A 24,732-nucleotide genomic window follows, 5' to 3' on the forward strand; every position below is an offset into this window, starting at 1 on the left:
TCAACCCCCTTGCACGAACAGGCGCTTCCGCGAGGCGCGGTATAGCCATATCATTGGAATTAGCAGCAGGAGGAACCAGACGACCTGAATGCCTAATACACCCCAGATAGATGCCCCCTGAATCCGTCCGGTAAAGACAGAGCCCGGCAAATACGTAATCGCCTGAAAAGGCAGGAAAGTCATGATGCCCGACAGCCAGGAAGGAAACAAGCTAATTGGGATAATCAATCCGGAGAACAGATCCACAATCACCCGCTTCATCCGCATGAACCCCTCGTTATTTTCCACAAAAAAAGCCATCAGCCCGGTAATCACATTAAGCTGCGAATTAATGAGGAAGCTGAAGAACAGCATGACGAGAAACCCTATCCAAGCCTCGGGTGCTGTAGGCAATTGTACCGGATAAAGCAGCATCGCTACGGCCATCCCGGGAATCATTAACATCATGAATCGAAACATGCCTTCCCCCAGGCCCTGCATCATTTTGACCATAATATAGTTATAAGGACGAATGAACTGAATCGCAATGCTGCCATCACGGATATCGGTAGAAATCTCCCGATCCAGATTGTTGAAGTAAAAGGCCCGGGCCATCCAGGAAACGGCGAGGTACGTCGTCATCTGTGAAGCGGTAAAGCCCCCGAGTTCCCCACCACCACCGTAAATGGCTTTCCAAGTAAAATAGTACACCCCGATGTTCAGCGTATAGATCAGAATACCGGAATAATAGTTAATGCGGTAGGCAAGCATCGTTAGGAAACGGATGCGGATAAAATCAAGGTAAGCCCCCATCGTGTTAGACATGAATCACCGCTCCTTCGCGGTTATCCGCCTTCTCCCCGGATTTGTTCTCGGCTGAACCGGATTGATAAATGCTACGCACAATTTCGTCGGTATTGGTCTCTATGATTTTGATATCTGTAATATCGGCCTGACCGACAACCTGGCCAAGCACTTCAGATACGCCGATATCTCGTGGAATCCAGACCTTGGCGTTCAGATCATTCTCAGCACTCCAGATCACCGGTTGTTGTCCGGTCCAGGCCCGTAATTGCTCCAGCTTGGTCGCGGTGCCGAACTGGAACAATACTTCCTTGCCTGTTCCCCAGCGGTCCTTAAGTTCATCCAGCCCACCATCATAAATAATCTGGCCATCGTCCAGCATGATAACTCTGGAGCAAAGGGCCTCGATGTCCTGCAAATCATGTGTTGTCAGCAAAATTGTCGTTCCATGCTCACGGTTCATATCCTGCAGGAAATCACGGATTTCCGACTTTACTACAATGTCCAAACCGATCGTCGGCTCGTCCAGAAAGACAATGGAGGGATTGTGCAGCAACGCCGCTACCAATTCGCAACGCATACGTTGCCCCAAGCTCAGCTTACGTACCGGACGATTGAGCAGGTCCTGTAACTGAAGACGCTCCACAAGCTCATCCAGCCGTTTCTTATAGTCGGACTGCGGTACGCGGTAAACCTTGCGCAGCAGCTCAAAGGATTCGATTACACCGATATCCCACCAAAGCTGGCTGCGTTGACCGAACACGACGCCGATATGCTGGACGAATTTCTCCCGCTCGGCATAAGGAACAAAGCCCCCAACCGATAGATGACCGGACGTCGGCACGAGAATGCCGGTCAGCATCTTGATCGTCGTCGACTTGCCCGCTCCGTTCTCTCCGATGTAGCCGCAAATCTCCCCTTGCGGAATGTCAAAGGAGATATCTTTCACGGCGGCTACTTCGTTGTATTCCCTCTTGAATAAATCGAGGAAGGCCCCTTTGAGGCCTTGGCGATTTTTCTGCACTTTGAATGTTTTGCGCAAATCACGCACTTCTATAGCTGCCATGTTATGCTGTACCTCATTTCTGCTTCTTTGTTGAAACCCCGCTAAAAATTATATAGTAACTTCCACAAAAGCACCATACCCTGCAACAAAGTGGCTATCCCTGGCCCAGCTTGCTCTCTTTAGCTCCGCATGTTATAGTGCCGCTTTTTCTGTTATCATAGGGGCAGGAGAAACATACGAACAGATAACGAACAGATTAAGAGTATAGAGAGGAAATGACTCATGAGCTTTCCATTAACGCAGCGTGTCATCAAGCTGCTTTGCGGCCGGATTTCCTATGAACGGGGCGAAGCCTACTATAAGACGGGTAAGGTTACTTTTCTGCGCATTGACCATGGGTCCCGGGTGTATGAAGCCACGGTATCGGGAACCGGGCACTACCATGTCTCCTTGCAGCTTGATCAACATGGCGATGTCCAGGCTGAATGCAACTGTCCTGCCTTCTATTCCTACAACAATTATTGCAAGCACATCGCCGCCGTCATGATGGGAGTTCACGACATGCAGCAGAATGGCAAAGCTCCGGTACGCGCGTATCCTTCGCTTCTGCACCCGCCCCACTCTCATGAGGATCAGCGGCGTGGCCGGGATATTTCTTCCCGTGATATCTGGATTACTCGTGATATGATGCAACTCTTTGAAGAAGATGCGCAGCAGCCACTGCACACAGGCACGAGGTTCGATGCCCGGACGCCGCTGGAAAGTGAATTTACGCTGCGCCCCTTTCCCTACGGCTACCGCAAGCATTTGTTTGGCCTGGAGATGAAAATTGGCTCCAAGCGGCTTTATATTGTCAAGAACATTCGCGACTTTCTGGACAAGCTCTCGCGCCGGGAGCCTTATAGCTTCTCCAAGCACTTTATTTATGATCCTGCGCGGCATAGCTTCCATCCTCAGGATGAGGCTTTGATTCAGAAAATGGTGGACATCTACCACAACGAGCAAATGTATCAAGAGACGCTTAGCAGCTTCTCCAGACATAAGTCGCAAGGAACGGGCGATCGACTATTGCCGATTCCGCCGTTTCTTTGGGAAGCTGTGTTGCCCTTGCTCATGCAGGCTCCTGCGGTGCAGCTTGAACAGGATGGGCAAATGTGGAGCAGACTGGAGCTATCGGAGGAGATTCTCCCCTTGCATTTTGATCTGAATCAGAGCAGTGATAACAGCTTTGAATTCACTGCCCAAGGTCTCGATGATATCACAGTCATGGAGGCTTACGGTGTTATTCTCTTTGATGGCCGCCTTATTCGTCAGACTCCGGCACAGGTTCGCCGCTTGGCCGAAATGAAGCATATGCTGGCGACGGCCCGCAAGCGGCATATTATGATCTCTTCTGAGCAAATCGAACCCTTTGTTGAGAGAGTGCTGCCGGGGCTGATGAAGCTCGGGAATGTTGATATTGAAGAGAGTGTCGCCCGCCGCATGGTGCGCACCAAGCTTGTGGCCAAGCTTTACCTGGATCGCATCAAGGACCGCCTGGTGGCCGGATTGGAGTTCCAGTATGGTGATATCGTCTTCAACCCGCTGGAAGAGCATGGTCCCAAACGGGGAACGGATCTGATACTGCTCCGGGATGGGGATAAAGAACGGCAAATTCTTGAATGGATGGAATCGGGCTTCTTTACGCGAACAGAGAGCGGCTACTTCCTTGATGATGAGGAATCGGAATATCAATTCCTTTACCACATCATTCCTGAGCTTGAGAAGCTGCTGGAGGTTTATGCCACTTCTGCCGTTAAGACAAGAATGATCCATGATCTCAGGCCGCCCAAAATATCGGTCGAACTGGATGAGCGGACCGATTGGCTGGAATTCCGCTTCAGTATGTCGGATATTGGAGAGTCCGAAATTCGCGGGCTGCTGCAAGCCTTGGAGGAGAAGCGTCGTTACTACCGGTTGCCTGGCGGAGCCTTCATGCCGCTTGAAAGTGATGAGTTCCAGGAAATCATCCAATTTATGAACGAGGTTGGCCTACGTCCTCAAGATTTTGGTGGTTCGGACTTCCGGGTTCCGCTAACGCGGGGGCTGCATGTTAAGGAGGAAGAACTGCAAGGCAGTGCCGTACGACTGGGCAAATCATTTCGCGAGTTGCTGCATAACCTGCGGCGTCCCGGCAATCTGGAATTTGCGGTTCCACCTCAGCTCGCTCCGGTGCTTCGCGATTATCAGGCCCATGGCTACCAATGGCTGAAGACCCTGGCCCATTACCGCTTCGGAGGAATTCTTGCCGATGACATGGGGCTGGGCAAAACCTTGCAAAGCATCGCCTTCATCGTGTCAGTGCTACCGGAAATTGCTGAATCCGGTCAGCCTGCGTTGATCGTCGCACCCGCATCGCTGGTCTATAACTGGCAAAATGAATTGACCAAGTTTGCCCCACAGGTCAAAGTGGTCATCGCTGACGGAAGCAAAGCCGAACGGGTGCGGGCGTTGCGCGAAGCGGATTCGGCTGACGTTATTATTACCTCTTACCCCCTGCTGCGACGCGATGTTGACCAATTTGCCGAGCTGTCCTTCCATACGCTGATTCTTGATGAAGCTCAGAGCTTCAAGAATCATGCCTCGCAAACGGCGCAAGCCGTGAAGAGCCTGCAAGCCCGGCAGCGGTTTGCCTTAACCGGAACACCGGTAGAGAATTCGTTGGAGGAATTGTGGTCCATCTTCAATGCCGTATTTCCCGGGCTCTTCCCTAGTCGGCAGGCATTTGGGGAGTTGTCCCGGGATCAGATCTCCCGGCGAATTCGGCCGTTCCTGCTCCGGCGGTTGAAGACAGACGTGCTCAAGGAGCTGCCAGAAAAGATTGAATCCCTGCAAGCCAGCGAACTGCTACCGGAGCAGAAGAAGCTATACCTGGCTTACCTCGCCAAGCTCCAACAGGAAACATTAAAGCATCTGGATGCAGATTCGTTCGGGCAAAATCGCATTCGTATCCTGGCGGGGTTGACCCGGCTGCGGCAGCTTTGTTGTCACCCTTCCCTATTCGTGGACGGTTACGAAGGGGGCTCCGCCAAATTTGATCAACTGCTGGAAATGATTGAGGAATGCCAAAGTGCGGGCAAACGCGTACTGATTTTTTCACAGTTTACACAAATGCTGGATTTGATCGGACGTGAGCTCGGATACCGGGGTCTCCCCTTCTTCTATCTGGATGGCAAGACACCTGCAGCGGACCGGGTCGGACTATGCCAACGCTTCAATGATGGAGAACGTGATTTGTTCCTTATTTCGCTGAAGGCTGGGGGCACGGGACTTAATTTGACCGGAGCGGATACGGTAATTCTGTACGATCTATGGTGGAACCCAGCCGTTGAACAACAGGCCGCAGATCGTGCTCACCGGATTGGACAGAAAAATATTGTACAGGTCATCCGGCTCGTCGCCCAGGGCACTGTAGAGGACAAAATGTACGAGTTACAACAAAAGAAGAAGAATTTGATTGAAGAGGTGCTGAAGCCGGGACAGGAAGCTTTATCAGCACTTTCGGAAGAGGATATTCGCGAAATATTAATGATCTGACAAATCGGCGAAAGTATGTGTTTAATTGGTGAGTTCGGGACAATCTAATGTGAGGGGTAACCCCGCCATCAATCGCCAGAGGAGGATCATTATGGTACATTATGAAGGGCATGAGCCGCAGGATGAGTCCAAGTTGCGTAATAAAATGGATCATGAAGGGGATTCACTTGCGGAGAAGAAGAAAATGGAAAACGGAGTAGATATTGAACCGGAAGCCGATGAATGGGTGGCCAAGCCGGTGCCTTTCGCCGATGGCGATACTGACTCCGAGTAATAACTCACTTATGACGTATATAATCCGCAGCAGCCTATAGTGCTGCTTGCGGATTATTGTTTATTTACAGAGTTGTTGCATCGGTTGGGGTGGTTGCTGCGCTTGCGCGGGTCCCTCTCTTCTTGGCCGACACGGTGTAGACCATGAAGTATACTAGCAGGAACAGACCCATAAATGCGGCAGAATATCGATACATCACGGCGTAATTCGTTATGGATGCGATAGCACCAAGCAGAACCGCCCCTACGGCCACGCCGAAATCCATTGAATTGTAGAACATACTGTTGGCCGAGCCATATTGTTCCGGCTGACAAACCCGTAGCATCCACGCCTGAATTGTAGGCTGAATGGCCCCGAAACCAAGTCCGTAAAGTAGAGCCGAACAAATTAACATAGGCATGGATGTGGCAAAGGACAGAACCAGCATACTGGTTACCACCACTAAAGCAGCCGGAATAAGAACCCTTGCCGGGCCTTTTGCATCAAAGATGCGGCCGGAAATCGGGCGAATGAGCATGACGGTGAGTGCGTTGAATAAGAAGAACAAGCCAACCTGCTCCAGATGAACAAACTCGCCGTACAGAGCTATAAAGCTAAGTAACCCGCTATACGTGATGGACAACAGCATATTAAGAAAAGCGGGAAACCAAAGTCCGCGAATCCACCTATCGCCGGGTTCCTTTCCACTCTTGGCGGCGGCATGGGGGCGAACCGCCCGAGTCTTGGGCAACGCACGGCTGAGTAGTAGCAGTGGAATCATCAACAACACCGTAACGGTTCCCCCTAACGTAAGCACGTCAAAGCCCAACTGCTTCATTACGTTGAGGCCGATCATCGGCCCTACAGACATGGCCAGGCTGCTGGACAAGCCGAAATAGCCGATGCCCTCCCCCATTCTGGATAAGGGAATAATCCTTGAGACCAAGGTCGGCAAGATGGTACTGCCCAGCCCGAAGCCAACGCCATAACCAGCTCGTACCATCAGTAATTCCCCAACGCCATCTGCCCCGGCATTTAGCGCCGTCATGCCGGCCGCAATAATCAATCCTGCCAATAAGAGTACATTTGGGGAGTATCGTCTCAGTAAGGCTGAGGCCAAAAATCGCGTCAATATAGCCGATAAGGCAAATACGCTAGTGATCAGGCTGACCTCCAGGTCACTGGCTCCGAACTCGCTTTTGGCATAGGACGAGAATGAAGATAATAACATATGCAAATTTAAAAATAGTAAAAACGCTGAGACCGTTAATGAGATAAACGATTTCGTCCAAAGGGCTTCTCCTGCTTGTTGTAAAGGCATTTCTCTCTCCTGCTCTCCTATGAAGTCTTGTTCTTACGAAGGCTGTTTTGTCTAAACGCTAAGCTGGAAGTTGATTCGCTGCAGCAGTTCCATTAACATGCTGTATTCATCCTCGCTCATCATTTGCTTCACATCCTCGGTGACACTTTGCTCTAAAGGTAGGGTCTCCTGAATTAATGCCTTCCCCCTGACTGTGCTGTACACGAGAAAAGAACGGCGATCCTGCTTGCCCGTTTGTTTGCGTATCAGGCCTTTGTGCTCCAGATGGTCAATGATTCGGGTTGTCGTGGGCTTATCCTTTCCTGACCGATTAGCTATTTCCTTCTGAATGAGCCCGTCCGCCAAATCAATCTGATATAACACCGCCCACTGCTCCGGCGTAATGTCATAGTCCTTTAAACGTTGCTGTAGCAAGGAGGCAATCTTTCGATAAGCTACGCCCATTACAAATCCTATCGCCGGCTCTCTCTCTGGCTCCATGGTAGTCACGTACCCTCCTCCTTTTTTTCAAAAATAGTTGTCTAGACAATTATATATAGGTCAACTATATCTGTCAAACGACGAGTGCTCGCTCCCCAACGCCTATGTGTTTATTTGTTACGGATTAGGTAATCATCTTTTCCCTTTTCATCCTGCGCGAATACACTAGTTCTACAACGTGCTATTAAAAACGTACTGAAGGGGACTTGCGTTTATGAAGACCACCCGGCAACCACGCCATGTCGTCAGCAAGTGGAAGAAAAATGAGGTACTGATGCAGCACAGAACGATACGTTCACATCTTCCGGAATCGATGCGCTTTAGCCGTGAGCATCTACTTCACATGCTGCGAAAATATAAGATGGTTTATGTTAAACCCGTCAGCGGGACTTGGGGTAAAGGCGTTATCCGGGTAGAGATGGTCTCGACATCCGGTGAAGGAACTTATCAATATCATCTGGATACGACGGTCCGCACCTGCTCTTCCTTTGACGAGCTTTATACCGCCATTTGCAAGCGGAAGTTCAAGAAGCGTTATCTTATTCAGCAAGGCATCGATTTGCTTAAATACCAAAACCGCCGTTTTGATCTGAGAGTCATGGTGCAGCGCACCTCGCACAAAGGCTGGAAAACGACTGGAATCATCGGCAGGCTAGCCCATCCTCGTAAAATTGTGACCAACTACCATAATGACGGGAAGCTAATGCCTGTAGAGAAGTTGTTGGCTCCCCACTTGAGAGAGTCTTACCTTCCGACTTATCTTGCCACTCTGGAAAGCCTGGGTGAGGACATCGCCGAGCATTTAAACAGCCGCTTCCCCGGAATTCGGGACCTTGGCGTAGATGTAGCCCTGGACCAGAAGCTTCGTCCCTGGATTCTTGAGGTCAACACCTCTCCGGACCCCTTTATCTTCCGCAAGCTCAAGGACAAGAGCATGTTTCGTACCGTTATGCAATATGCTCGCGCCAATGGCAAGCTAAAAGCACGATGAGCCAGCAAGTGTATTGATTCGGCGAAGACGAGTATCAACCATAGCTAAGCTTCTAAAGGCAAATCTAAAAGGACAGAACATCCGGTACGCTCTTCCGGAGTTCTGTCCTTCTATATATGATTAGTACGGATTTCTTTTATTCAACTACATAGTTGGTTGGAGTTTCCCCCTTACATCACAAATGACTGATAGACAGCCATCAACTTCGTAGCTGTTTGCTTCCAGCCAAAATGCTTGACCGCATGTTCCCTCGCCTTCACCGACATCTCCTTCGCGGCTTCGCGGTATTGCACCAATTGCCAGATCCAGCGAGCATGCTCTTCAGGCTGTTTGTATTCATCCACCAAATATCCATTCTCGCCATGGCGGATAATCTCGCCAATACCGCCAATATTCGAAGCGATAACCGGCAAGCCACACGCCATGGCCTCCACGTTGACCAGTCCGAATGCCTCATGTTCCTGCGAAGGACAGGCCAGACAATCTGCACTCTGAAATTGGCGATGAATGACCACATGGGGAATTCTCCCTGTGAAGCGGACCGGAACTCCCTTGTGACGGGCCAACTTATGCAACTCTCTCATATATCTTGGTCTACCTCGGCCAACGACAGTCAAGGTAACTTCCTTCCCTGCCTTCCGGACTAAGCTGATTGCTCGAATCAGCACCGGAACTCCCTTACGTGGAATAACCCGGCCCGCAAACAAGATGTGGAATCCGGCAGACGGAGCTTTTTGCATATTGGGCTTGAATCGGTCGGTATCCACACCAAGATGAATCGTAACCATTTTGCTGATGTCCTCAGGAAATCGCTGCGACAGACGGGTCCTCAACGATTCACTATTAGCGATAATTATATCGGCTTTAGCCAAACATTGGCTAATTTGATCTGTCGGTCTGACAAACGTTAGGGAATGGAGAAACAAGGATACGGGTATCTTAGGAAAGGCTCTCTTCAATTTCGCCATGTGATAGGGCCGGTTATCCACCTGGATGAGGTCATAATTCCGTCCTCTGACATAACGTAGCACCGAGGCCATATAGGTACGGGGAGCCCCCGCGCTTACCCGGATAATTGTCAAATTACCCATACGGCTTATACGAGACAGATGCCTTGCCCGTCTGCTGACCAGGGTAATGGTATGGCCTGAAGCCGCCCATTGCCGTGCAATAGCCAGCATACATATTTCCACCGACCCGTTGCCGGGAACCGGGAACTGCTCGGGTGCCACCATCAGAATATTCATGAGCCCTATGTCCTCCCTCACCAAATGGCCTGTATCTATTCACCATATGCGTCAAAAGAGAAATCCGCACCCCCGTTAAAAACCTAACCTCATCATCCAATAGTATAAAAAAGTATACTATACTACATATTTGTGCGTACTTGTAACTTAGGACCATGTGGTCTACCATGATAAAAGACAACGATTCACATTAGATTTATAAATAAAAGGAGTGGTAGCCCGTGAGTTCCAAACTATTTACCCCGTTCACCCTAAAAGAGGTTACTTTTAAAAATCGCATCGTCATGTCTCCGATGTGTCAATATTCAACTCCCCAGCAAGATGGAATCGCCGGAGATTGGCATAAAATCCATTATGCTACTCGCGCCGTTGGCGGCGTAGGGCTTATTATAATTGAAGCAACTGCTGTGTCCCCTGAAGGGCGAATCAGCTATAAGGACCTTGGAATTTGGAGCGATGAGCATGTGGCCGGCCTTAAGGAAATTGCCGATCTGGTTCATCAGAATGGCTCTAAAATCGGTATTCAGTTAGCCCATGCCGGACGCAAGGCTGAACTAGAGGAAACGATTCTTGCCCCTTCGGCCATCCCCTTTCCTGACAAGAAGACGCCTAAAGCAGCGGACGCCCAGGATATTCAGGGTATTATTTCCGACTTCCGGGATGCCGCCCGCCGCACGCGAGAAGCTGGCTTTGATGTTATTGAGATTCATGCAGCTCACGGCTACCTCTTGAATGAATTCCTGTCCCCTGTCACCAACCATCGTGAGGATGAGTATGGTGGCAGTGCCGAAGCACGCTATCGTCTATTAGGTGAAATTATTGAAGCGGTCAAGACAGAATGGTCGGGTCCACTCCTTGTGCGGATATCGGCAGACGAATACGATCCACAGGGCAATTCGCTTGAGCAATATATTGATTACGCTCGCCGGATGAAGGAACAAGGTGTCGATCTTGTGGATTGCAGCTCTGGCGGTCTGGTCCCGGCATCCATCCATCCTTATCCAGGATATCAAGTCAATCTGGCTGATCAAATCCGGCGCCAAGCTGATATGGCTACCGGAGCCGTTGGCTTGATTACCAGCCCGGCCCATGCCGAAGAAATTGTGAGCAATGATCGGGCCGACCTAGTGTTCCTGGGTCGTGAACTGCTCCGTAACCCTTATTGGGCTTATGAAGCAGCTAAGGAACTGCATACTACGCTGGATCGTCCTGCGCCTTACGAACGGGCTTAATTTAATTCATCCCATGAATGGTTAGCCTGATTACCAACCAGCCCCTGCTTGCCTATCGGTGAGTACGGGGCTGGTTGTTTTATGTATGCCTTTAAAGATAAGCTTGGCTTTGTTTCTGTGCAGCTATATAATTTGGAGAGTGAATTTGGCGAGGAGTGAGACTGATCCATGAACAAGCTTCGCATTCTAGTTATGACCGCAGTAGAGGCAGAACGAGCTGCCGTGATGCGTGGACTCGGCAGCTATGAAGGTGCCGAAGTGCGAATCGCGGGCGTTGGCCCGGCATCAGCGTCGGCTTCCACCGCGAAAATTCTGGCTCTGGCTGGTGTGACCGGAGGGTTACTGTCCATTCCCACAGAAGATCGCCCCCGCGGGAACAGCTTTGATCTCGTTATTAGCGCTGGAATTGGTGGCGGGTTTGCAGATATCGCACCTATCGGTTCTCTGGTCGTGTCAAGCGACATCATCGCTGCTGATCTGGGAGCCGAGACATCGGAGGGTTATGTCAGTGTAGATACACTGGGATTCGGGGTTTCACGTATCTCTGCCGAGCAGGATCTCTCCCATCGTTGGACCGAGGCGTTGCAAGCCGCTGGCCTTGCTGCAAGCCTTGCGCCGGTATTGACGCTTTCGACCGTGACTGGAACGGCCGCAACCGCGCAGAACCTCTCCTTGCGTTACCCAGGGGTTGGCGCAGAAGCCATGGAGGGCTACGGCGTTGCTGAAGCGGCAAGGCAGTTTGACTTGCCTGCGCTTGAGATTCGCGCCATCTCCAATGTGGTTGGCCCCCGTGATCGGGAGTCTTGGAAGATTGGCGAAGCCCTGCAGGCTTTGGAACAAGCTATCACTATATTAACGGAGGTGCTGTCATCATGAAAATTGCTTTTTCCCCTTGTCCCAATGATACCTTTGTATTCCATGCCTGGGCTCATGGCTTGATTCCGGGTGCTCCCGAATTGGATGTCACCTACGCTGACATCGATATTACTAATGGGCTTGCTGCTTCCGGAGAAGGCCCTGAGGTACTGAAAATATCCTACGCTGCCCTGCCTTGGGTGCTTGATGAATATGCACTACTTCCATGCGGAGGTGCCCTTGGCCGTGGCTGTGGCCCGCTGGTATTAACCAAAGGTTCTGCAACCGAGGCTATCAGTGCAGCGGCATTGTCGGGCCGTCGTGTTGCCGTTCCAAGTGAACGGTCAACGGCTTATTTGCTCTTTCGGCTATGGGCTGCGAAGCATATTCCAGGTGGCGTAGGCGAAATTGTCGTAATGCCGTTTGATGAGATTATGCCTGCTGTACAGCGTGGAGATATCGATGCCGGATTGGTCATTCATGAAGCTCGCTTTACTTATCCCTCTTACGGTCTGGACCTTCTACAGGATCTTGGTAGTTGGTGGGAAGAAGATACAGGACTGCCGATACCGCTGGGTGCCATCATCGCGCGGCGCTCACTGGATTTACAGCAGCTTGCCCGCTGGACAACGGCATCTGTAGAATATGCCTGGGCTCATCCCGAGGCCTCTGCTGAGTATGTCATGAGCCACGCTCAGGAGATGTCACCCGATGTAACCCAAGCCCATATCGAGCTGTACGTCAACAAATATACGGCAAACTTGGGTGAAGACGGATATGCCGCAGTCAGCGCCCTGCTGGAACGCGCAGCCGCCGAAGGACTTGTGCCCAAGATTGATCCGCTCAAGCTCCGGGGAGACTGGAGCTTGTAGAGATTATATATGATAAGAGATTTGGGCAATTGGGCTTGGCTTTGTACAGCAAGCCCGCCCCTCTCATCATGTTCGCGGTTTCTCGTTAGTTACAGCCTACTCTATACAACCCTTCATCCAACTGTAAACCCTCCTCTTTCCTTCGCAAACATTTCTCCTTTTTATCGCTAGCCGCAATCCTGAGCCGATACCTCCTAAACCCAAAACATTTATGCTATTGATGAAATCATAAAAATAGTATACACTGTGAATAGTATTAACTATTAATGGTATCATTAATTAGTGCGAATATAGGAGGAGAATACGATCAAAACATATTTTATAACCGGCGGAACCGATGGCATGGGCAAGCAACTCGCCTTGCGACTACTAAGGGATGGCCAGCAAGTCATTGTGGCTGGGCGGAATCCTCAAAAGGGAGAATTGTTCTTGGCCGATGCGGAACGAATGGGTGCAAAAGAGCGAGCGACCTTTTTACAGGCTGATTTGAGCCTTGTAGAGGAGAACCATCGCCTGATTCATGAGTTGACATCCAAATTTGACGTTCTTGACGGAGTGGTGTTCTGCGCCGTAAACTTTACGCAGCGAGCAGAACGTTTGATCACAAAGGAAGGGTTTGAGGCCATCTTTGCTCTTAGTTACCTGAGCAGATTCGTTTTGAGCTACGGCTTAACTGGGATGCTTGAAAAATCAACAGACCCTATTATTCTGAATTTCTGTGGAGTGGGAGTTCCGGGGAATATCAAATGGGAAGACATACAATTTAAGCACCATTTTTCTAGCCAAAAGGCCTTGATAAATAGCAGTAAGCTTAATGAACCGTTAGGTGTTAGCTATGCTCTGACCAGCTCTTCCGGAAAAGTTAAGTATGTTTTGTTCAACCCGGGAATGGTGAGAACTACTAATATCATGGCAAATTTAAAATTTTTACTTAAACTGATAACCTTGGCGTTTGGAAAGTCGCCGGAGAAAGCAATCGAACCGGCACTACGCTTGCTGAAAAACGTGCCAAAAGATCAGTTGACGGCAATGATTCAAAATCGTACCAAGCCGCTTAGTCTTAGCAAAAAATCGTTTGACGAGTCCAATGCAAAAAGGCTCTATTCCATGACTAAAGAACTGCTGGGTACATTGGAGGTGAGATGATGAACGAAATTGAAGAAGCCGTTGAAGCGCTGGGTGTGCTAATGTTGTGTGGAGACGTTATGGATGAGTTCACTCGTTTTAGCAAAGGGGAGCTTTTTATTCTGAAATATCTTTTCACCAAGAACGCACCTGTACTACCGTCCGAATTAGGTGAAGCCCTCAACAGCAGCAATTCCAGAATCTCTGCTGCTCTAAAAGTTCTTGAGAAAAAGGGACAAATTCACCGTGAAATCGATGTTAATAATCGCAGGAACATACTGGTTACTTTGACCGACACGGGACGAGAGCGTATAAGCATAAACATCCAGCGGATACGCGATCATCTGACCAAAGTGGTGACCGAAATGGGGGTAGACGAAGCTCGAGAATTCGTCCGTCTGTCTACCAGGTTTTTCGAAATTGCGGAACGAACTATGCCAGACAAGTCTGAGTATCCCGAAGCTGACTTGACCTAGTCTGCGTCATCGTCCATTAAGCTAATGGGTACAAAAAGCAGCTATTTCCTACGAAGCGGCAACTTCCGTGCCACAATCCCACTTCCTTAGGGATAGAAGTTGTCGTTTTCTGGGGAATAGCTGCTTCATGTTCATGTGGATTATAGGGAAAGAGGTTCAAGCTCCGCCGCCAAAACGCTTGCGGTAACCGCACTTTCGGCACAGTTCCTCAACCGCCTCACGCCGCGAGAAGCCCTCATACAGCCGATTTGCCCGCTCCCCTTCAATGATTTCGGAGAACGAAGTCTCGTTGATGTTGCCCAGATTAATAACGCCCTCCCCATCCAGGCAACATGGAATAACCGTGCCATCCACGAGAATTCCTGCCTGATTGCGTAAGCCATGGCAAAAGCCTTTGCCATCATCTTCCTCGGCCCTGAGGTCAGGCCACGCAAATTCATAATCCTGATTCAAATAGACCCGTTCAGCCAGCTTAATTCCACCACCGGGAACGATTCTCTCTTCAATATGGTAATCCAGCCCAAATTCATGCTCAATGAGCTCCAGAGTCGCCCGATTACGGCTACGTTCCAGATTAGTCTCATTGTCTTGAGTAAGATTCCACAACCGGAACGATACCAGTAGCTCGGACGTGGCTACCGCTTCTCGCACAAAAGACAAAATATGGCTGACATATCCCTCTCGGTCTGTCGAACCTTCATGTCCGTCAAAGCTGTGCAAGGAAAAATTGATCTGCCTGAGCGCGGGCTTACCCAGCAACTTATGCCGCACCTTCGGTAGCAACGTACCATTCGTCGTAATATTGACGTGAAAACCTTTTTCATGGCTGATATCAAGCAGTTGATCAATTTTCGGATGCAATAACGGCTCCCCTTTGACATGGAAATAGATATAGTCCGTATGCGGTTTGATATCATCAAGTATTTTCCGAAAATCGTCGACTTGTATAAATTGAGATTTACGTTGCGTCGGCGGACAAAAGCTGCATGCAAGATTACAGATACTGGTTGTTTCGATGTAAAATTTTTTAAACTTTTTCATAGGAACCTGCTTTGTTAAGTTATAGTCATATTCTCTATTCTATCTCAAATTGCATGGAAACCCCAGTGCTAAAAATATAACTGTCACCCAGATCGCCCCTACTACTACATCAGTCACCATACTTACCGTAGCTACATTTTCTTAAGGTATTGCCTGTGCGGTAATTCTGATATTCTCGATGATAATTGGCGTCCCTGCAAACAGAGTGTCCTGAGATAAATCCAGAGTCAATAAATCCGGCTGCAAAGTGAACAATCTGCCCTCTTGCATCATGCCATTGATATATAAATTGGTATAGGCATCTGGGCCAACTCCGTCAAAAATTGCCGGATTATTTCCATTATCATTGGTAAATTCATTCGCTGCAATATCCACGCTACCACCGCCAATCGCTGTGGGTGGTGCATAGAAATATCGGAACACGGTAGGCGTGACTAAGATCGCCCCACCCGGAGGCCCAACAGCTCCTGTTGCTCCGGTCGCCCCCACCGCTCCCTGCGGCCCTTCAGCACCAGTGGGACCTGTCGCCCCGGTCACCCCAGGCACTCCTTGCGGTCCCGCTGCTCCTGTCGCACCAGTCACCCCCGGCGCTCCTGCTGGTCCCGCTGCTCCTGTCGCACCGGTTACTCCCGGCGCTCCTGCCGGTCCAGCCGCTCCCGTTGACCCGGTCACCCCAGGCGCTCCTTGCGGTCCCGGTGCTCCTGCTGGTCCCGCTGCTCCTGTCGCACCAGTCACCCCAGGCGCTCCTGCCGGTCCTGCTGCTCCTGTCGCTCCAGTCACTCCAGGCGCTCCTGCCGGTCCCGCTGCTCCTGTCGCTCCAGTCACTCCAGGCGCTCCTGCCGGTCCCGCTGCTCCTGTCGCACCAGTCACCCCAGGCGCTCCTTGCGGCCCTGCTGCTCCTGTCGCACCAGTCACTCCCGGCGCTCCTGCTGGTCCCGCTGCTCCCGTCGCCCCGGTCACCCCAGGCGCTCCTGCCGGTCCCGCTGCTCCTGTCGCCCCAGTCACCCCAGGCGCTCCTGCCGGTCCAGCCGCTCCCGTTGCCCCGGTCACCCCAGGCGCTCCTTGCGGTCCCGCTGCTCCTGTCGCCCCGGTCACCCCAGGCGATCCTGCTGGTCCCGCTGCTCCTGTCGCACCAGTCACCCCAGGCGCTCCTGCTGGTCCCGCTGCTCCTGTCGCACCAGTCACCCCCGGCGCTCCTTGCGGTCCTGCTGCTCCTTGCGGCCCGGCTGGTCCCGCCACTGTCGGTGGGTCCTGCGGATCTAATGTGCAAGGCACCGCCACCGGGAGATCGCAACGAGCCTCACCAAGCTTGAACGGTCCCTTGGTTCCACCTGTTCGCTTTTGACATATAGCTCCCCTGCGACCAGGCTCCTTTTTCCACCGTCTCGTATCGCAACGCCGGATTTTTCTTTTAAGGGGAGAGACCTTTCTGCCCTTTGCTTGTTTGTTCCGCCCACTGCCGTTTTTATTACAGCGCCTTTCAACTTTGACAATTACGCATCTCGTGGTGCGCTTTGTAGTCGCCATCCCTCTACCTCCCGCTGAGATTTTCCTCAAGCTTCACTCGCTCCCATATCATATGTTGGCTTGCTTGGCGGCGAGATAGACGAATATCCCCCCAGTCCAAAATGCAAAAATCCATGATGAACAGGGGAAGTACGCCGTTTCTATTAATGAGATTGTTTCATTATATGATTATGTATCGGATCTTTCGGTACGATCAGAGATTAGGAGGTGAATTTCATGCCTGTAGTTAAACCTGTATTCAATGCTGTATCTACTGCTCCTGTAGCTTCCGGAGGTGAAGTGACTACTACGGTTACACCTACTGTTACACGCTATTTCGCAACCTTAACAGCCGGTATGATTAGTGAAACGGATACCACCATTCCTGCTGCCAGCTTTGTTGATGATGCGGACGGCCCGGTGACAGATCTGCCTACGCTTACTGGCAGTGACTACTTCAATGTCTATATCAACGGCGTTATCCAGCAAGCTTCATTGTCCACGCTGTCAACGGCCAGCCTTGTGCTGGATACTACTGAATTGTTCGCCGGTATTCCTGTCCAGTTGGAGATCGGTAGCTTTGGAGATGTAACTTCAGCAATTACAACACCTCAGACCATATCAGCACCAGAAATTACGATCCTCACGTAAAAGCGTATTGACGAACCTGTCTTCTTTCTTCTACAATAATTGCAGTAATATAGAGCGATGGAGTTCGCCTTAACCGCTCGGATGAGCTGATGACTCCTACCAGTTAATACTGGTAGGAGTCTATCTGTTTTTAAGAGGAGGATGAGAATAATGAATGTGCTGGCGTTGATTATCGGCGGATTTTTGGGCACAATGCTTCGCTATACAATTGGTCTGTGGATACCTGTTATCAACAGTTTCCCTTTGCCTACCTTACTAATTAATTTACTCGGTTGCCTGTTCCTGGGCTGGTTCTTTACCGTCGCCAATCCCAAGAAAATACGGCAAGATGTGTATCTCGGCATAGGTACGGGATTCACGGGTGCCTTCACCACCTTCTCAACCTTTGCTGCCCAGACGGTGGGCGCTTTACATACAGGTCATTTGTTTATAGCTGGTGTTTACGTTCTCAGCAGTATAGCAGGAGGCTTGGCCATGATCCGATTTGGAATATGGTTAGGCTATCGAACAATCGGGAATAAACCCTCGGGGGAATCGGTATGATTGTACTTATTGGCCTTGCAGGGGTCTTAGGCACTTTGTTGCGTTTTTATCTGGGGAGATGGGTATCTGCCCGTGCTGCCAAAAGAGGACGACGATTCCCGTGGGGAACCTGGATCATCAATCTTAGCGGTTCCTGGCTGCTCGGCATATTAACCTCACTTCATCTAAGTGGCACAATACCCGACTGGAGTTGGCTTATCCTGGGCACAGGATTCTGCGGCGCATACACTACCTTTTCTACCTTCGGGTATGAGGCCGTTTCTCTCGTCGAAAGCGGACACGGCACACAGGCAGCCCTCTACGTTCTGTCCTCCCTGGGATTAGGGCTCGTTGCCGTCTGGTCAGGAATGCAGATCTTTTAGAGATTGTTCACGGGCCAAGCATAGGCTTCGGTCTCTACCCCCGGCAAACGCCCGCTTTGTAATCCATTGTCACGGCAACTGCATACGATAAAAGCAAATCCGCGATATGCGAGAAAAGGTGATAGCATTGGCCAGTTTTCGTCAAGCTTATTTGCTAAAGAAACGTATTGCCGGTAGCATCCTGAAGCAACAAGGTATACATGGAATCGGCGTAGGTCTACACGATCCCAAGCATCCCAAGAAAGGCGCCGCCATTATCGTATATGCCGATGCATTGGCAACGACAGGACAGACCCGGAAGAACAAGAAGAACCGCCGGCCCCCGGTACCAAGATACTTGAAATCACGGTCCGGTGTTCCATTTCGTGTAGTTCGCTCTGCCCGATTTTGCAAAAAAGGGACGAACGGCAGCTCCTTCACTCGCCGAGTCCGCCCGGTTATAGCGGGATACAGTGTGGGTACCCCTGAAGGTTCAGGCACAGCCGGCCTGATCGTAAGCAACGATGGATGTGGACGTAGCCGCTTGATTCTTAGCAATAACCACGTACTCGTGGATAATAACACCCAGCGCTACTCGCCTACTATTCAACCGGGAGGCGCTGATGGGGGCACAGTCCCCCGTGACCAGATCGGTCAGCTTGACCGCTTCGTCCGGCTTAGCAAGCGTAGAGCCAATTATCTGGACGCCGCTACATCCAAGCCACTACGCCGTTCCTTGCTCAAACCCGCTTATGCTGTCTTTGGCACGGTGCCTGGTTACGTGAAATCTTACAAAATCGGGGATCGCTTCAAAAAGGTAGGACGTACTACCGGCGTAGTCACGGGTACAGTAGAGTCCATTCATACCGATGTCCAGGTGGATTACGGTGGTTATGGTAATCTGGGTACTATTACTTTCAAGGATCAAAGTATTATACGCGGCAGACGCCCTGTTTCCCTGGAAGGAGACTCAGGTTCGGTATGGCTGACCCGCAAAGGCAATTATGCAGCAGCGGTCAATTTTGCCGGCTCGGATAACGGGCTGTTGTCCATCGCTTATCCTGTAGATTGGTTCATGCGAGTATTTGGTACCCGCGTAGCCAAACCGGGAGCGCACAGAGTCCGGCGTGGGGCAACTGGCAAATATGCCTGCATTCGCCCGCTCACTCCCAAGCTGCTTAATCGGTTGCGACCTATTAAAGCCCTCCCCCACAAAACCATCCGCAGCCGCCCATAAAAGCTGATTCTCGTATCTATATCGGCGACTTCTCGCTGGGTGAACGGCCCCTCATTGTGGAACCTATCAACAATGAGGGGCTCGCTCAATGGATCTCCTTGGCATCCCGGGGCAAATAACGGACATGCTCCAGATATTTTGTCATTTGGATGTCATCTGCTTCATGGTAGGTGTAGCTTAAATCCCTGGCCACTTCGTTGGCAAGTAGCCTGAACAATGCACAAGCCGCAAAGACGGACACCCACATCTTCTCATAATTGCTGTCCGAATAGGTCTGCTCGTACATCCGCCAATAGGATTCCGGCAAGTACGTTTTCATATATTTTCCCATTTTCCCAATCGAGACACTATAATTTTGTTCTGATCCCACCCACCATGACACCATCTCATCCAGTCTTGGTCTGATCACGCCTTCAAACATCTGTTTTGCGTAAGGCAATTCATCACGCCAGATCCCTTTGGCTACATTTTGCAAACACCACCAGAAATCATTGCAACAGCTTGCATAGAGCGGCTCCGAAGGCCTCTTGACTTGATAATCCCGATCTGTTGGAGCCGCAATGCTTGGCAGGCAGCCGTCCTTGTCCAACAGAGGAATGGTAAGTAAATCACTACCATATCTCTCCAGCATGGCTTCTTTCGTTTCAATCTTAAGATCGATTCGATTACCATCTGTGAACAACATTAAATACATATAAGATTGTTGGATGTCTAGAGCCCTGCCGCTTTCCAGATCATTCTTGTCAGGCTCTTGCATCATGATACGATCACCGAACACATCAATCCATCCTGTCTGTTGCATGAAGGAAGTGACTTCCTTCACGACATACACTATATCGTAATCCTGAAATATGTCCTTGGGTACATTCGGATTGGTACGTGATCCATTCATATACACAGCACGAATTTGTTCGTCCTTTCTGGCAACGTCCAAAATCAACGCCATCATATCCTCTTCTGTTCGCATGGGGGGAACCCTCCTTCATTTTCCGATCAGACCGGCCGTATATTCAATAATTTTATACTTAAGCTTCTGCCTGACTTTCATAAGAACAAACAAACTCCCCAGGAACCATTCCCAGGGAGTCTTATCCATCATCCTATTCCATAAAATCCTTCAGCCGCTTGCTGCGACTAGGGTGTCTCAGCTTGCGTAAAGCTTTGGCTTCAATCTGACGAATCCGTTCCCGGGTTACGCCAAATTCCTTACCGACCTCTTCCAGGGTGCGCGTACGCCCGTCATCCATACCGAAGCGAAGACGCAACACATTCTCCTCACGCTCAGTCAGCGTATCGAGGACCTCTTCAAGCTGCTCCTTCAGCAACTCGTAAGCTGCCGCTTCCGCAGGTGCCGGGGCATCGTGATCTTCAATAAAATCGCCCAGGTTAGAGTCGTTCTCTTCCCCGATCGGGGTCTCCAGCGACACTGGCTCTTGAGCAATCTTCATGATTTCACGCACTTTTTCCGGGGTTAAATCCATCTCCTTGGCAATTTCCTCAGGCGTAGGCTCGCGTCCAATTTCCTGAAGCAATTGTCTGGAAATACGAATCAATTTATTAATCGTCTCGACCATGTGAACAGGGATACGAATCGTTCTAGCCTGATCAGCAATCGCCCGCGTAATCGCTTGACGAATCCACCAGGTTGCATACGTACTGAATTTAAAGCCCTTGGAATAATCAAACTTCTCCACAGCCTTGATCAGTCCCATGTTGCCTTCCTGAATCAGATCGAGGAATACCATACCGCGTCCCACGTAACGCCGAGCGATACTCACAACCAGGCGCAGATTGGCTTCAGCCAGACGGCGCTTGGCTTCCTCGTCCCCCTTCTCGATCCGTCTGGCCAGATCGATTTCCTCCTCGGCGGACAACAAGGGTACCCGTCCAATCTCCTTCAAATACATCCGTACCGGATCATCGATCTTTATACCTGGCGGCAACGTCAGGTCATCGGTATATTCCACTTCACCCTGCTTCAAGTCCTCTGCCATCTTTCAGACCCCCACCCTAAAAAATGAAAACTGTAAGAAATGCTTCTTTATCTCTAAGACCTGTCGTTACATTTGACAAATCATTGATATTATGCTATTATTGAGAAGATTATTGCTACATTATGTGAGTGGCTATCCGTCATTGTACCACAGGACAGGTTATAATACAAGGTTTTGAACAATGAATTCATGAATGAGACGCTGACCCTTGAGGATCAGCGTTTTTTTGTCCTCTTATTCTTTTGTATTCTACATTGATCAGGCCTGATCCTCCCAAGCCCGCTGTAAAGCAGCCTGAAAAATTTCAACCGGCTGTGCGCCAGATACGGCAAACTTGCCCTTGATGACGACAAAAGGTACTCCGCGAATGCCTAGCTTTCTTGCTTCGCCTTCATCCTCACGGACATCTTCGGCATAGTCACCCTGCTCCAGAGCTACTTTAGCCTCACGACCATCCAGCCCGGTCTCCTCAGCTAACTTCTGCAGCACCTCATGATCCCCGATATGTAATGAATCCGTGAAATAAGCACGAAATAAATGCTCGCTCATTTCCTTGGCTTTACCATGTCCGGCTGCGTAATGCAATAAACGGTGAGCATCAAATGTGTTTGTCGGAATCAACGTATCAAAATGATAGTCCAACCCATCTGCCTTGGCCTGCTGGGCCACATTCTGATTGGATTCCTGAGCCTGCTGCAGGCTTAAGCCGTATTTGACGGCCAACAGCTCGTAAATACTTGATTCCGTATCTCGCGGAGCCCCGGGGTCGAGCTCGAAGCTACGGTAAATCACCTCTACCTCATCACGATGCTCGAACAAATCCAACGCCTTCTCCAAACGACGCTTGCCGATATAACAGAAAGGACAAGCAAAGTCCGACCAAACTTCAATCTTCATCTTTCATTCCTCCTAAACCATGAGCCGTCAAATTAAGAGGCCCAAATTCCATAATAACGCGTCCTTTTCCTGGAAGCAACTTCCGCTTTATATACTTCTTTATCATTACCCCTCCCCCATAGCTTCAACCATGCCAAGAGAGTACCGTACCTCCAAAGCATATGGCATTCCCGCACAATTATGCGCCTGCCAAGCAATTGAAATGTGACTTGAATCGGTGGAAAAGCTATAATAGTGAAGGATCCTATTCAAAATTAAGGTGAGGTGAATGGAATGAAGATCACGTATTTGGGACATTCCTGCGTTCACGTGGACACCGGCAAATTCCAACTGATTATTGATCCGTTCCTTACGGGTAACCCTGAAGCGGGAGCCGCCGCAGAAGATATCAAAGCGGATTTTGTTCTGCTTACCCACGGACATTCCGATCATATCGGCGATGCCGGAAGTATCGCAAGACGCAACAATGCTCCGATTCTTGCCATCGTCGAGTTAGCGGACTATTTGGCCGCGTCAGGACTGAAGACGGTGGGCATGAACCTGGGCGGTTCCCGCGAATTCCCTTTCGGAAGAATCAAATGGGTACCTGCCCTGCACAGCACCTCCATCCACCAAGATGGCATCAATCTGTATATGGGGGTCGCTGCCGGTATTTTGCTTGAAATTAACGATTTGGTTCTGTACCATGCCGGGGATACGGCTTTGTTCAGTGACATGAAGCTGGTGGGCCTTCGTCGTCCGGTAGATTTGGCGTTTCTCCCCATCGGGGACCACTTTACGATGGGACCGGAGGATGCACTAACGGCAGCCGAATGGATTGGGGCCAAGCATGTCGTTCCCGTGCATTACAATACCTTTGATGCCATTGCCCAAGACGGCAGCCAATTTACAGACAAGCTGTATCATCTCGGTATTCAGGGTCATGCCTTGAAGCCGGGGGAGCAACTAGACACCGAAACGTGGACTTAACAGCCACTCAAGTGAGTGCACTTCGAAACAACAAGCCTTTGGCGTCATCTGATGGATTCAGATTGAGCCAAAGGCTTGTTTGCTGTAGGTATCAATAGTATCAGTCGACTAACTCTTTCCCCTTCGTCTCGACTCCAAGGAAGAAGACAGCCACAGCACCCACCAGCACCGTAATAAAGAACATCCAGAAAATGCCGCCAATAGCTACTTCCCGGGCAACGAGCACCCCAACCAGGTAAGGGGCGATAATACCACCGATTCGGCCAAATGAAGCCGCCAGCCCAACCCCTGTGGACCGTACCTTCGTTGGGTACAATTCCGGCGTATAGGCGTACATACCGCCCCAGGCTCCCAAATTAAAGAAGGACAGGCAGATCCCCGAAGCCAGCAGCATACCTTCGGTATCCGCATTTCCGAACCAGGCGGCGCTTGCTGCTGTAAGCACAAGATAGAGCACCAGCACGAACTTCCGCCCGAATTTCTCGATGAAATAAGCCGCAGTGAAATAGCCGGGAAGTTGCGCGAGTGTCATGATCAGCACGTATTCAAAGCTTTTCACCAAGGTGAACCCTTTAATAATCATCACGGAAGGCAACCAAAGAAACATACCGTAATAGGAAAAAACAACCGTGAACCAAAGAATCCACAGCATGAGGGTAGAACGTCGATACGGGCCTGTCCAGACGGAGCGGAAACGCTCTATGAACGATAGGCCCTTCCCCTCTCCCCGGGCTGCTTGCTTCTTGAAGCGGGGGGGATCTTGTATCGATTTACGCAGATACAAGGCATACAAAGCCGGAGTGGCTCCAATCAGAAAGGCGGCTTGCCAGCCGTACTTTGGAATTACAAAATAGGATATCAATGCAGCGGCAATCCAGCCAGCCGCCCAGAAGCTCTCCAGTAAGACAACGGCTCTTCCACGCTCCTTGGCGGGCACGGATTCCGAGACCAGCGTCGAAGCAACAGGGAGCTCACCTCCCAGGCCAAAGCCGGCAATAAAGCGCAGCACGCACAACACGGCGAAGCCGGTGGCCGCTGCCGATAGACCGCTCGCAAGCGAGAAGATAAGCAATGTCCAGAGCAGAACGGATTTGCGCCCAAATTTATCGGCCATATAGCCTGCAATCGCAGCTCCGAAGGCCATTCCGACCGAATTAATGGCTGTAAAGAAGCCGGTTTGCTCCGGAGTCAAGCTCCACTCCACCGCCAAGGCGGCTGCGATGAATGAAATGATACCTACATCCATGGCGTCGAACATCCAGCTAAGACCCGCACTGAAGAGTAGCTTCCGCTGTTTGGGTGCCGGAGCAGTCATGCTGTTATTTTCACTGGCTTT

At 50.4% G+C, this 24,732-nt stretch carries 24 protein-coding genes and 1 riboswitch; of the genes, 13 read left to right on the forward strand and 11 right to left on the reverse strand.

The features are described 5' to 3' along the window. Both AC1VOR_RS00970 and AC1VOR_RS00975 read right to left on the reverse strand, forming a co-directional pair. On the reverse strand, positions 1–804 hold the full coding sequence (locus tag AC1VOR_RS00970) for an ABC transporter permease (RefSeq protein WP_482615198.1): 804 nt from the start codon (positions 802–804) through the stop codon (positions 1–3). Beyond that, entirely contained in the window at positions 797–1,849 is a 1,053-nt protein-coding gene (locus tag AC1VOR_RS00975) for an ABC transporter ATP-binding protein (protein WP_482615200.1), read from the reverse strand. Before AC1VOR_RS00975 ends, AC1VOR_RS00970 begins: the two co-directional genes overlap by 8 nt. Positions 1,850–2,071: 222 nt before the next feature. Between AC1VOR_RS00975 and AC1VOR_RS00980 the strand changes: the two genes are divergently transcribed. Further along, the gene (locus AC1VOR_RS00980) at positions 2,072–5,365 is read left to right on the forward strand and encodes a DEAD/DEAH box helicase (protein WP_482615202.1); all 3,294 of its coding nucleotides are present in this window, start codon (positions 2,072–2,074) and stop codon (positions 5,363–5,365) included. Positions 5,366–5,456: 91 nt separating this feature from the next. Further along, positions 5,457–5,639, forward strand: coding sequence for a hypothetical protein (locus AC1VOR_RS00985; protein ID WP_482615203.1), 183 nt, complete (start codon positions 5,457–5,459; stop codon positions 5,637–5,639). A 64-nt stretch (positions 5,640–5,703) separates the two neighbouring features. Here AC1VOR_RS00985 and AC1VOR_RS00990 read toward each other — a convergent pair whose 3' ends face one another. Further along, a complete protein-coding gene (locus tag AC1VOR_RS00990) occupies positions 5,704–6,939 on the reverse strand; it encodes an MFS transporter (protein WP_482615205.1) in 1,236 nt (411 codons plus the stop codon). 51 nt (positions 6,940–6,990) lie between these two features. Beyond that, entirely contained in the window at positions 6,991–7,419 is a 429-nt protein-coding gene (locus AC1VOR_RS00995; RefSeq protein WP_482616369.1) for a MarR family winged helix-turn-helix transcriptional regulator, read from the reverse strand. A 214-nt stretch (positions 7,420–7,633) separates the two neighbouring features. Here AC1VOR_RS00995 and AC1VOR_RS01000 point away from each other — a divergent pair, with 214 nt between their 5' ends. Then, on the forward strand, positions 7,634–8,410 hold the full coding sequence (locus tag AC1VOR_RS01000; RefSeq protein ID WP_482615207.1) for a YheC/YheD family protein: 777 nt from the start codon (positions 7,634–7,636) through the stop codon (positions 8,408–8,410). Between the two features lie 170 nt (positions 8,411–8,580). Here AC1VOR_RS01000 and AC1VOR_RS01005 read toward each other — a convergent pair whose 3' ends face one another. After that, positions 8,581–9,657, reverse strand: coding sequence for a glycosyltransferase family 4 protein (locus AC1VOR_RS01005; RefSeq protein ID WP_482615209.1), 1,077 nt, complete (start codon positions 9,655–9,657; stop codon positions 8,581–8,583). A gap of 221 nt (positions 9,658–9,878) precedes the next feature. Between AC1VOR_RS01005 and namA the strand changes: the two genes are divergently transcribed. The 5 genes from namA to AC1VOR_RS01030 all read left to right on the forward strand — a co-directional run bounded on the left by namA (position 9,879) and on the right by AC1VOR_RS01030 (position 14,217). Beyond that, positions 9,879–10,889 carry an NADPH dehydrogenase NamA gene (gene namA, locus AC1VOR_RS01010; protein WP_482615211.1) on the forward strand — a complete coding sequence of 337 codons (1,011 nt, stop codon included), beginning with the start codon at positions 9,879–9,881 and terminating at the stop codon, positions 10,887–10,889. A 168-nt stretch (positions 10,890–11,057) separates the two neighbouring features. Further along, entirely contained in the window at positions 11,058–11,765 is a 708-nt protein-coding gene (locus AC1VOR_RS01015; protein ID WP_482615213.1) for a futalosine hydrolase, read from the forward strand. Continuing rightward, positions 11,762–12,616: a 1,4-dihydroxy-6-naphtoate synthase gene (locus AC1VOR_RS01020; protein ID WP_482615215.1), complete on the forward strand. Its 855-nt coding sequence runs from the start codon at positions 11,762–11,764 to the stop codon at positions 12,614–12,616. The genes AC1VOR_RS01015 and AC1VOR_RS01020 overlap by 4 nt, the downstream gene beginning before the upstream one ends. Before the next feature lie 321 nt (positions 12,617–12,937). Beyond that, a complete protein-coding gene (locus AC1VOR_RS01025; protein ID WP_482616371.1) occupies positions 12,938–13,762 on the forward strand; it encodes an SDR family NAD(P)-dependent oxidoreductase in 825 nt (274 codons plus the stop codon). Next, positions 13,759–14,217 carry a MarR family winged helix-turn-helix transcriptional regulator gene (locus tag AC1VOR_RS01030; RefSeq protein WP_482615220.1) on the forward strand — a complete coding sequence of 153 codons (459 nt, stop codon included), beginning with the start codon at positions 13,759–13,761 and terminating at the stop codon, positions 14,215–14,217. The genes AC1VOR_RS01025 and AC1VOR_RS01030 overlap by 4 nt, the downstream gene beginning before the upstream one ends. Before the next feature lie 156 nt (positions 14,218–14,373). Here AC1VOR_RS01030 and AC1VOR_RS01035 read toward each other — a convergent pair whose 3' ends face one another. Together AC1VOR_RS01035 and AC1VOR_RS01040 are read right to left on the reverse strand one after the other, a co-directional pair. Further along, positions 14,374–15,258, reverse strand: a complete 885-nt coding sequence (locus AC1VOR_RS01035; RefSeq protein WP_482615222.1) for a radical SAM/SPASM domain-containing protein — start codon at positions 15,256–15,258, stop codon at positions 14,374–14,376. Between the two features lie 141 nt (positions 15,259–15,399). Further along, a complete protein-coding gene (locus tag AC1VOR_RS01040; protein WP_482615225.1) occupies positions 15,400–16,785 on the reverse strand; it encodes a DUF4183 domain-containing protein in 1,386 nt (461 codons plus the stop codon). Positions 16,786–17,001: 216 nt separating this feature from the next. Here AC1VOR_RS01040 and AC1VOR_RS01045 point away from each other — a divergent pair, with 216 nt between their 5' ends. The 4 genes from AC1VOR_RS01045 to AC1VOR_RS01060 all read left to right on the forward strand — a co-directional run bounded on the left by AC1VOR_RS01045 (position 17,002) and on the right by AC1VOR_RS01060 (position 19,536). Continuing rightward, the gene (locus AC1VOR_RS01045; RefSeq protein WP_482615227.1) at positions 17,002–17,415 is read left to right on the forward strand and encodes a DUF4183 domain-containing protein; all 414 of its coding nucleotides are present in this window, start codon (positions 17,002–17,004) and stop codon (positions 17,413–17,415) included. 44 nt (positions 17,416–17,459) lie between these two features. Continuing rightward, positions 17,460–17,521, forward strand: a riboswitch (Fluoride riboswitch). A 44-nt stretch (positions 17,522–17,565) separates the two neighbouring features. Beyond that, positions 17,566–17,958 (forward strand): fluoride efflux transporter CrcB, encoded by a 393-nt coding sequence (gene crcB / locus AC1VOR_RS01050; protein WP_482615229.1) that lies wholly within the window; start codon positions 17,566–17,568, stop codon positions 17,956–17,958. Then, entirely contained in the window at positions 17,955–18,320 is a 366-nt protein-coding gene (gene crcB, locus AC1VOR_RS01055) for a fluoride efflux transporter CrcB (RefSeq protein WP_482615230.1), read from the forward strand. The genes crcB (AC1VOR_RS01050) and crcB (AC1VOR_RS01055) overlap by 4 nt, the downstream gene beginning before the upstream one ends. A 127-nt stretch (positions 18,321–18,447) precedes the next feature. Beyond that, positions 18,448–19,536, forward strand: coding sequence for a hypothetical protein (locus AC1VOR_RS01060; protein ID WP_482615232.1), 1,089 nt, complete (start codon positions 18,448–18,450; stop codon positions 19,534–19,536). An 85-nt stretch (positions 19,537–19,621) separates the two neighbouring features. Here the strand turns inward: AC1VOR_RS01060 and AC1VOR_RS01065 are convergent, their stop codons facing one another. From AC1VOR_RS01065 to AC1VOR_RS01075, 3 genes are all read right to left on the reverse strand, one after another. Continuing rightward, positions 19,622–20,503, reverse strand: coding sequence for an aminoglycoside 6-adenylyltransferase (locus tag AC1VOR_RS01065; protein WP_482615234.1), 882 nt, complete (start codon positions 20,501–20,503; stop codon positions 19,622–19,624). Positions 20,504–20,636: 133 nt separating this feature from the next. Next, positions 20,637–21,530, reverse strand: coding sequence for an RNA polymerase sigma factor RpoD (rpoD, locus tag AC1VOR_RS01070; protein ID WP_482615236.1), 894 nt, complete (start codon positions 21,528–21,530; stop codon positions 20,637–20,639). Positions 21,531–21,788: 258 nt separating this feature from the next. After that, positions 21,789–22,427, reverse strand: a complete 639-nt coding sequence (locus AC1VOR_RS01075) for a DsbA family oxidoreductase (protein WP_482615238.1) — start codon at positions 22,425–22,427, stop codon at positions 21,789–21,791. 273 nt (positions 22,428–22,700) lie between these two features. On the opposite strand from AC1VOR_RS01075, the gene AC1VOR_RS01080 reads away from it, so the two are divergent. Continuing rightward, on the forward strand, positions 22,701–23,396 hold the full coding sequence (locus tag AC1VOR_RS01080; protein WP_482615240.1) for a metal-dependent hydrolase: 696 nt from the start codon (positions 22,701–22,703) through the stop codon (positions 23,394–23,396). A gap of 100 nt (positions 23,397–23,496) precedes the next feature. On the opposite strand, the gene AC1VOR_RS01085 is transcribed toward AC1VOR_RS01080, so the two are convergent. Continuing rightward, the gene (locus AC1VOR_RS01085) at positions 23,497–24,711 is read right to left on the reverse strand and encodes an MFS transporter (RefSeq protein ID WP_482616372.1); all 1,215 of its coding nucleotides are present in this window, start codon (positions 24,709–24,711) and stop codon (positions 23,497–23,499) included. Between the last annotated feature and the right edge of the window lie 21 nt (positions 24,712–24,732).

The organism is Paenibacillus sp. 1SOY10, from assembly GCF_056836745.1.

What these genes read in the sequence shown, in the direction of transcription:
- AC1VOR_RS00970 (WP_482615198.1), bottom strand. Translation starts at nt 804, where the DNA reads ATGTCTAACACGATGGGGGCTTACCTTGATTTTATCCGCATCCGTTTC.
- AC1VOR_RS00975 (WP_482615200.1), bottom strand. Translation starts at nt 1,849, where the DNA reads ATGGCAGCTATAGAAGTGCGTGATTTGCGCAAAACATTCAAAGTGCAG.
- AC1VOR_RS00980 (WP_482615202.1), top strand. Translation starts at nt 2,072, where the DNA reads ATGAGCTTTCCATTAACGCAGCGTGTCATCAAGCTGCTTTGCGGCCGG.
- AC1VOR_RS00985 (WP_482615203.1), top strand. Translation starts at nt 5,457, where the DNA reads ATGGTACATTATGAAGGGCATGAGCCGCAGGATGAGTCCAAGTTGCGT.
- AC1VOR_RS00990 (WP_482615205.1), bottom strand. Translation starts at nt 6,939, where the DNA reads ATGCCTTTACAACAAGCAGGAGAAGCCCTTTGGACGAAATCGTTTATC.
- AC1VOR_RS00995 (WP_482616369.1), bottom strand. Translation starts at nt 7,419, where the DNA reads ATGGAGCCAGAGAGAGAGCCGGCGATAGGATTTGTAATGGGCGTAGCT.
- AC1VOR_RS01000 (WP_482615207.1), top strand. Translation starts at nt 7,634, where the DNA reads ATGAAGACCACCCGGCAACCACGCCATGTCGTCAGCAAGTGGAAGAAA.
- AC1VOR_RS01005 (WP_482615209.1), bottom strand. Translation starts at nt 9,657, where the DNA reads ATGAATATTCTGATGGTGGCACCCGAGCAGTTCCCGGTTCCCGGCAAC.
- AC1VOR_RS01015 (WP_482615213.1), top strand. Translation starts at nt 11,058, where the DNA reads ATGAACAAGCTTCGCATTCTAGTTATGACCGCAGTAGAGGCAGAACGA.
- AC1VOR_RS01020 (WP_482615215.1), top strand. Translation starts at nt 11,762, where the DNA reads ATGAAAATTGCTTTTTCCCCTTGTCCCAATGATACCTTTGTATTCCAT.
- AC1VOR_RS01030 (WP_482615220.1), top strand. Translation starts at nt 13,759, where the DNA reads ATGATGAACGAAATTGAAGAAGCCGTTGAAGCGCTGGGTGTGCTAATG.
- AC1VOR_RS01035 (WP_482615222.1), bottom strand. Translation starts at nt 15,258, where the DNA reads ATGAAAAAGTTTAAAAAATTTTACATCGAAACAACCAGTATCTGTAAT.
- AC1VOR_RS01040 (WP_482615225.1), bottom strand. Translation starts at nt 16,785, where the DNA reads ATGGCGACTACAAAGCGCACCACGAGATGCGTAATTGTCAAAGTTGAA.
- AC1VOR_RS01045 (WP_482615227.1), top strand. Translation starts at nt 17,002, where the DNA reads ATGCCTGTAGTTAAACCTGTATTCAATGCTGTATCTACTGCTCCTGTA.
- crcB (WP_482615229.1), top strand. Translation starts at nt 17,566, where the DNA reads ATGAATGTGCTGGCGTTGATTATCGGCGGATTTTTGGGCACAATGCTT.
- crcB (WP_482615230.1), top strand. Translation starts at nt 17,955, where the DNA reads ATGATTGTACTTATTGGCCTTGCAGGGGTCTTAGGCACTTTGTTGCGT.
- AC1VOR_RS01065 (WP_482615234.1), bottom strand. Translation starts at nt 20,503, where the DNA reads ATGCGAACAGAAGAGGATATGATGGCGTTGATTTTGGACGTTGCCAGA.
- rpoD (WP_482615236.1), bottom strand. Translation starts at nt 21,530, where the DNA reads ATGGCAGAGGACTTGAAGCAGGGTGAAGTGGAATATACCGATGACCTG.
- AC1VOR_RS01075 (WP_482615238.1), bottom strand. Translation starts at nt 22,427, where the DNA reads ATGAAGATTGAAGTTTGGTCGGACTTTGCTTGTCCTTTCTGTTATATC.
- AC1VOR_RS01080 (WP_482615240.1), top strand. Translation starts at nt 22,701, where the DNA reads ATGAAGATCACGTATTTGGGACATTCCTGCGTTCACGTGGACACCGGC.
- AC1VOR_RS01085 (WP_482616372.1), bottom strand. Translation starts at nt 24,711, where the DNA reads ATGACTGCTCCGGCACCCAAACAGCGGAAGCTACTCTTCAGTGCGGGT.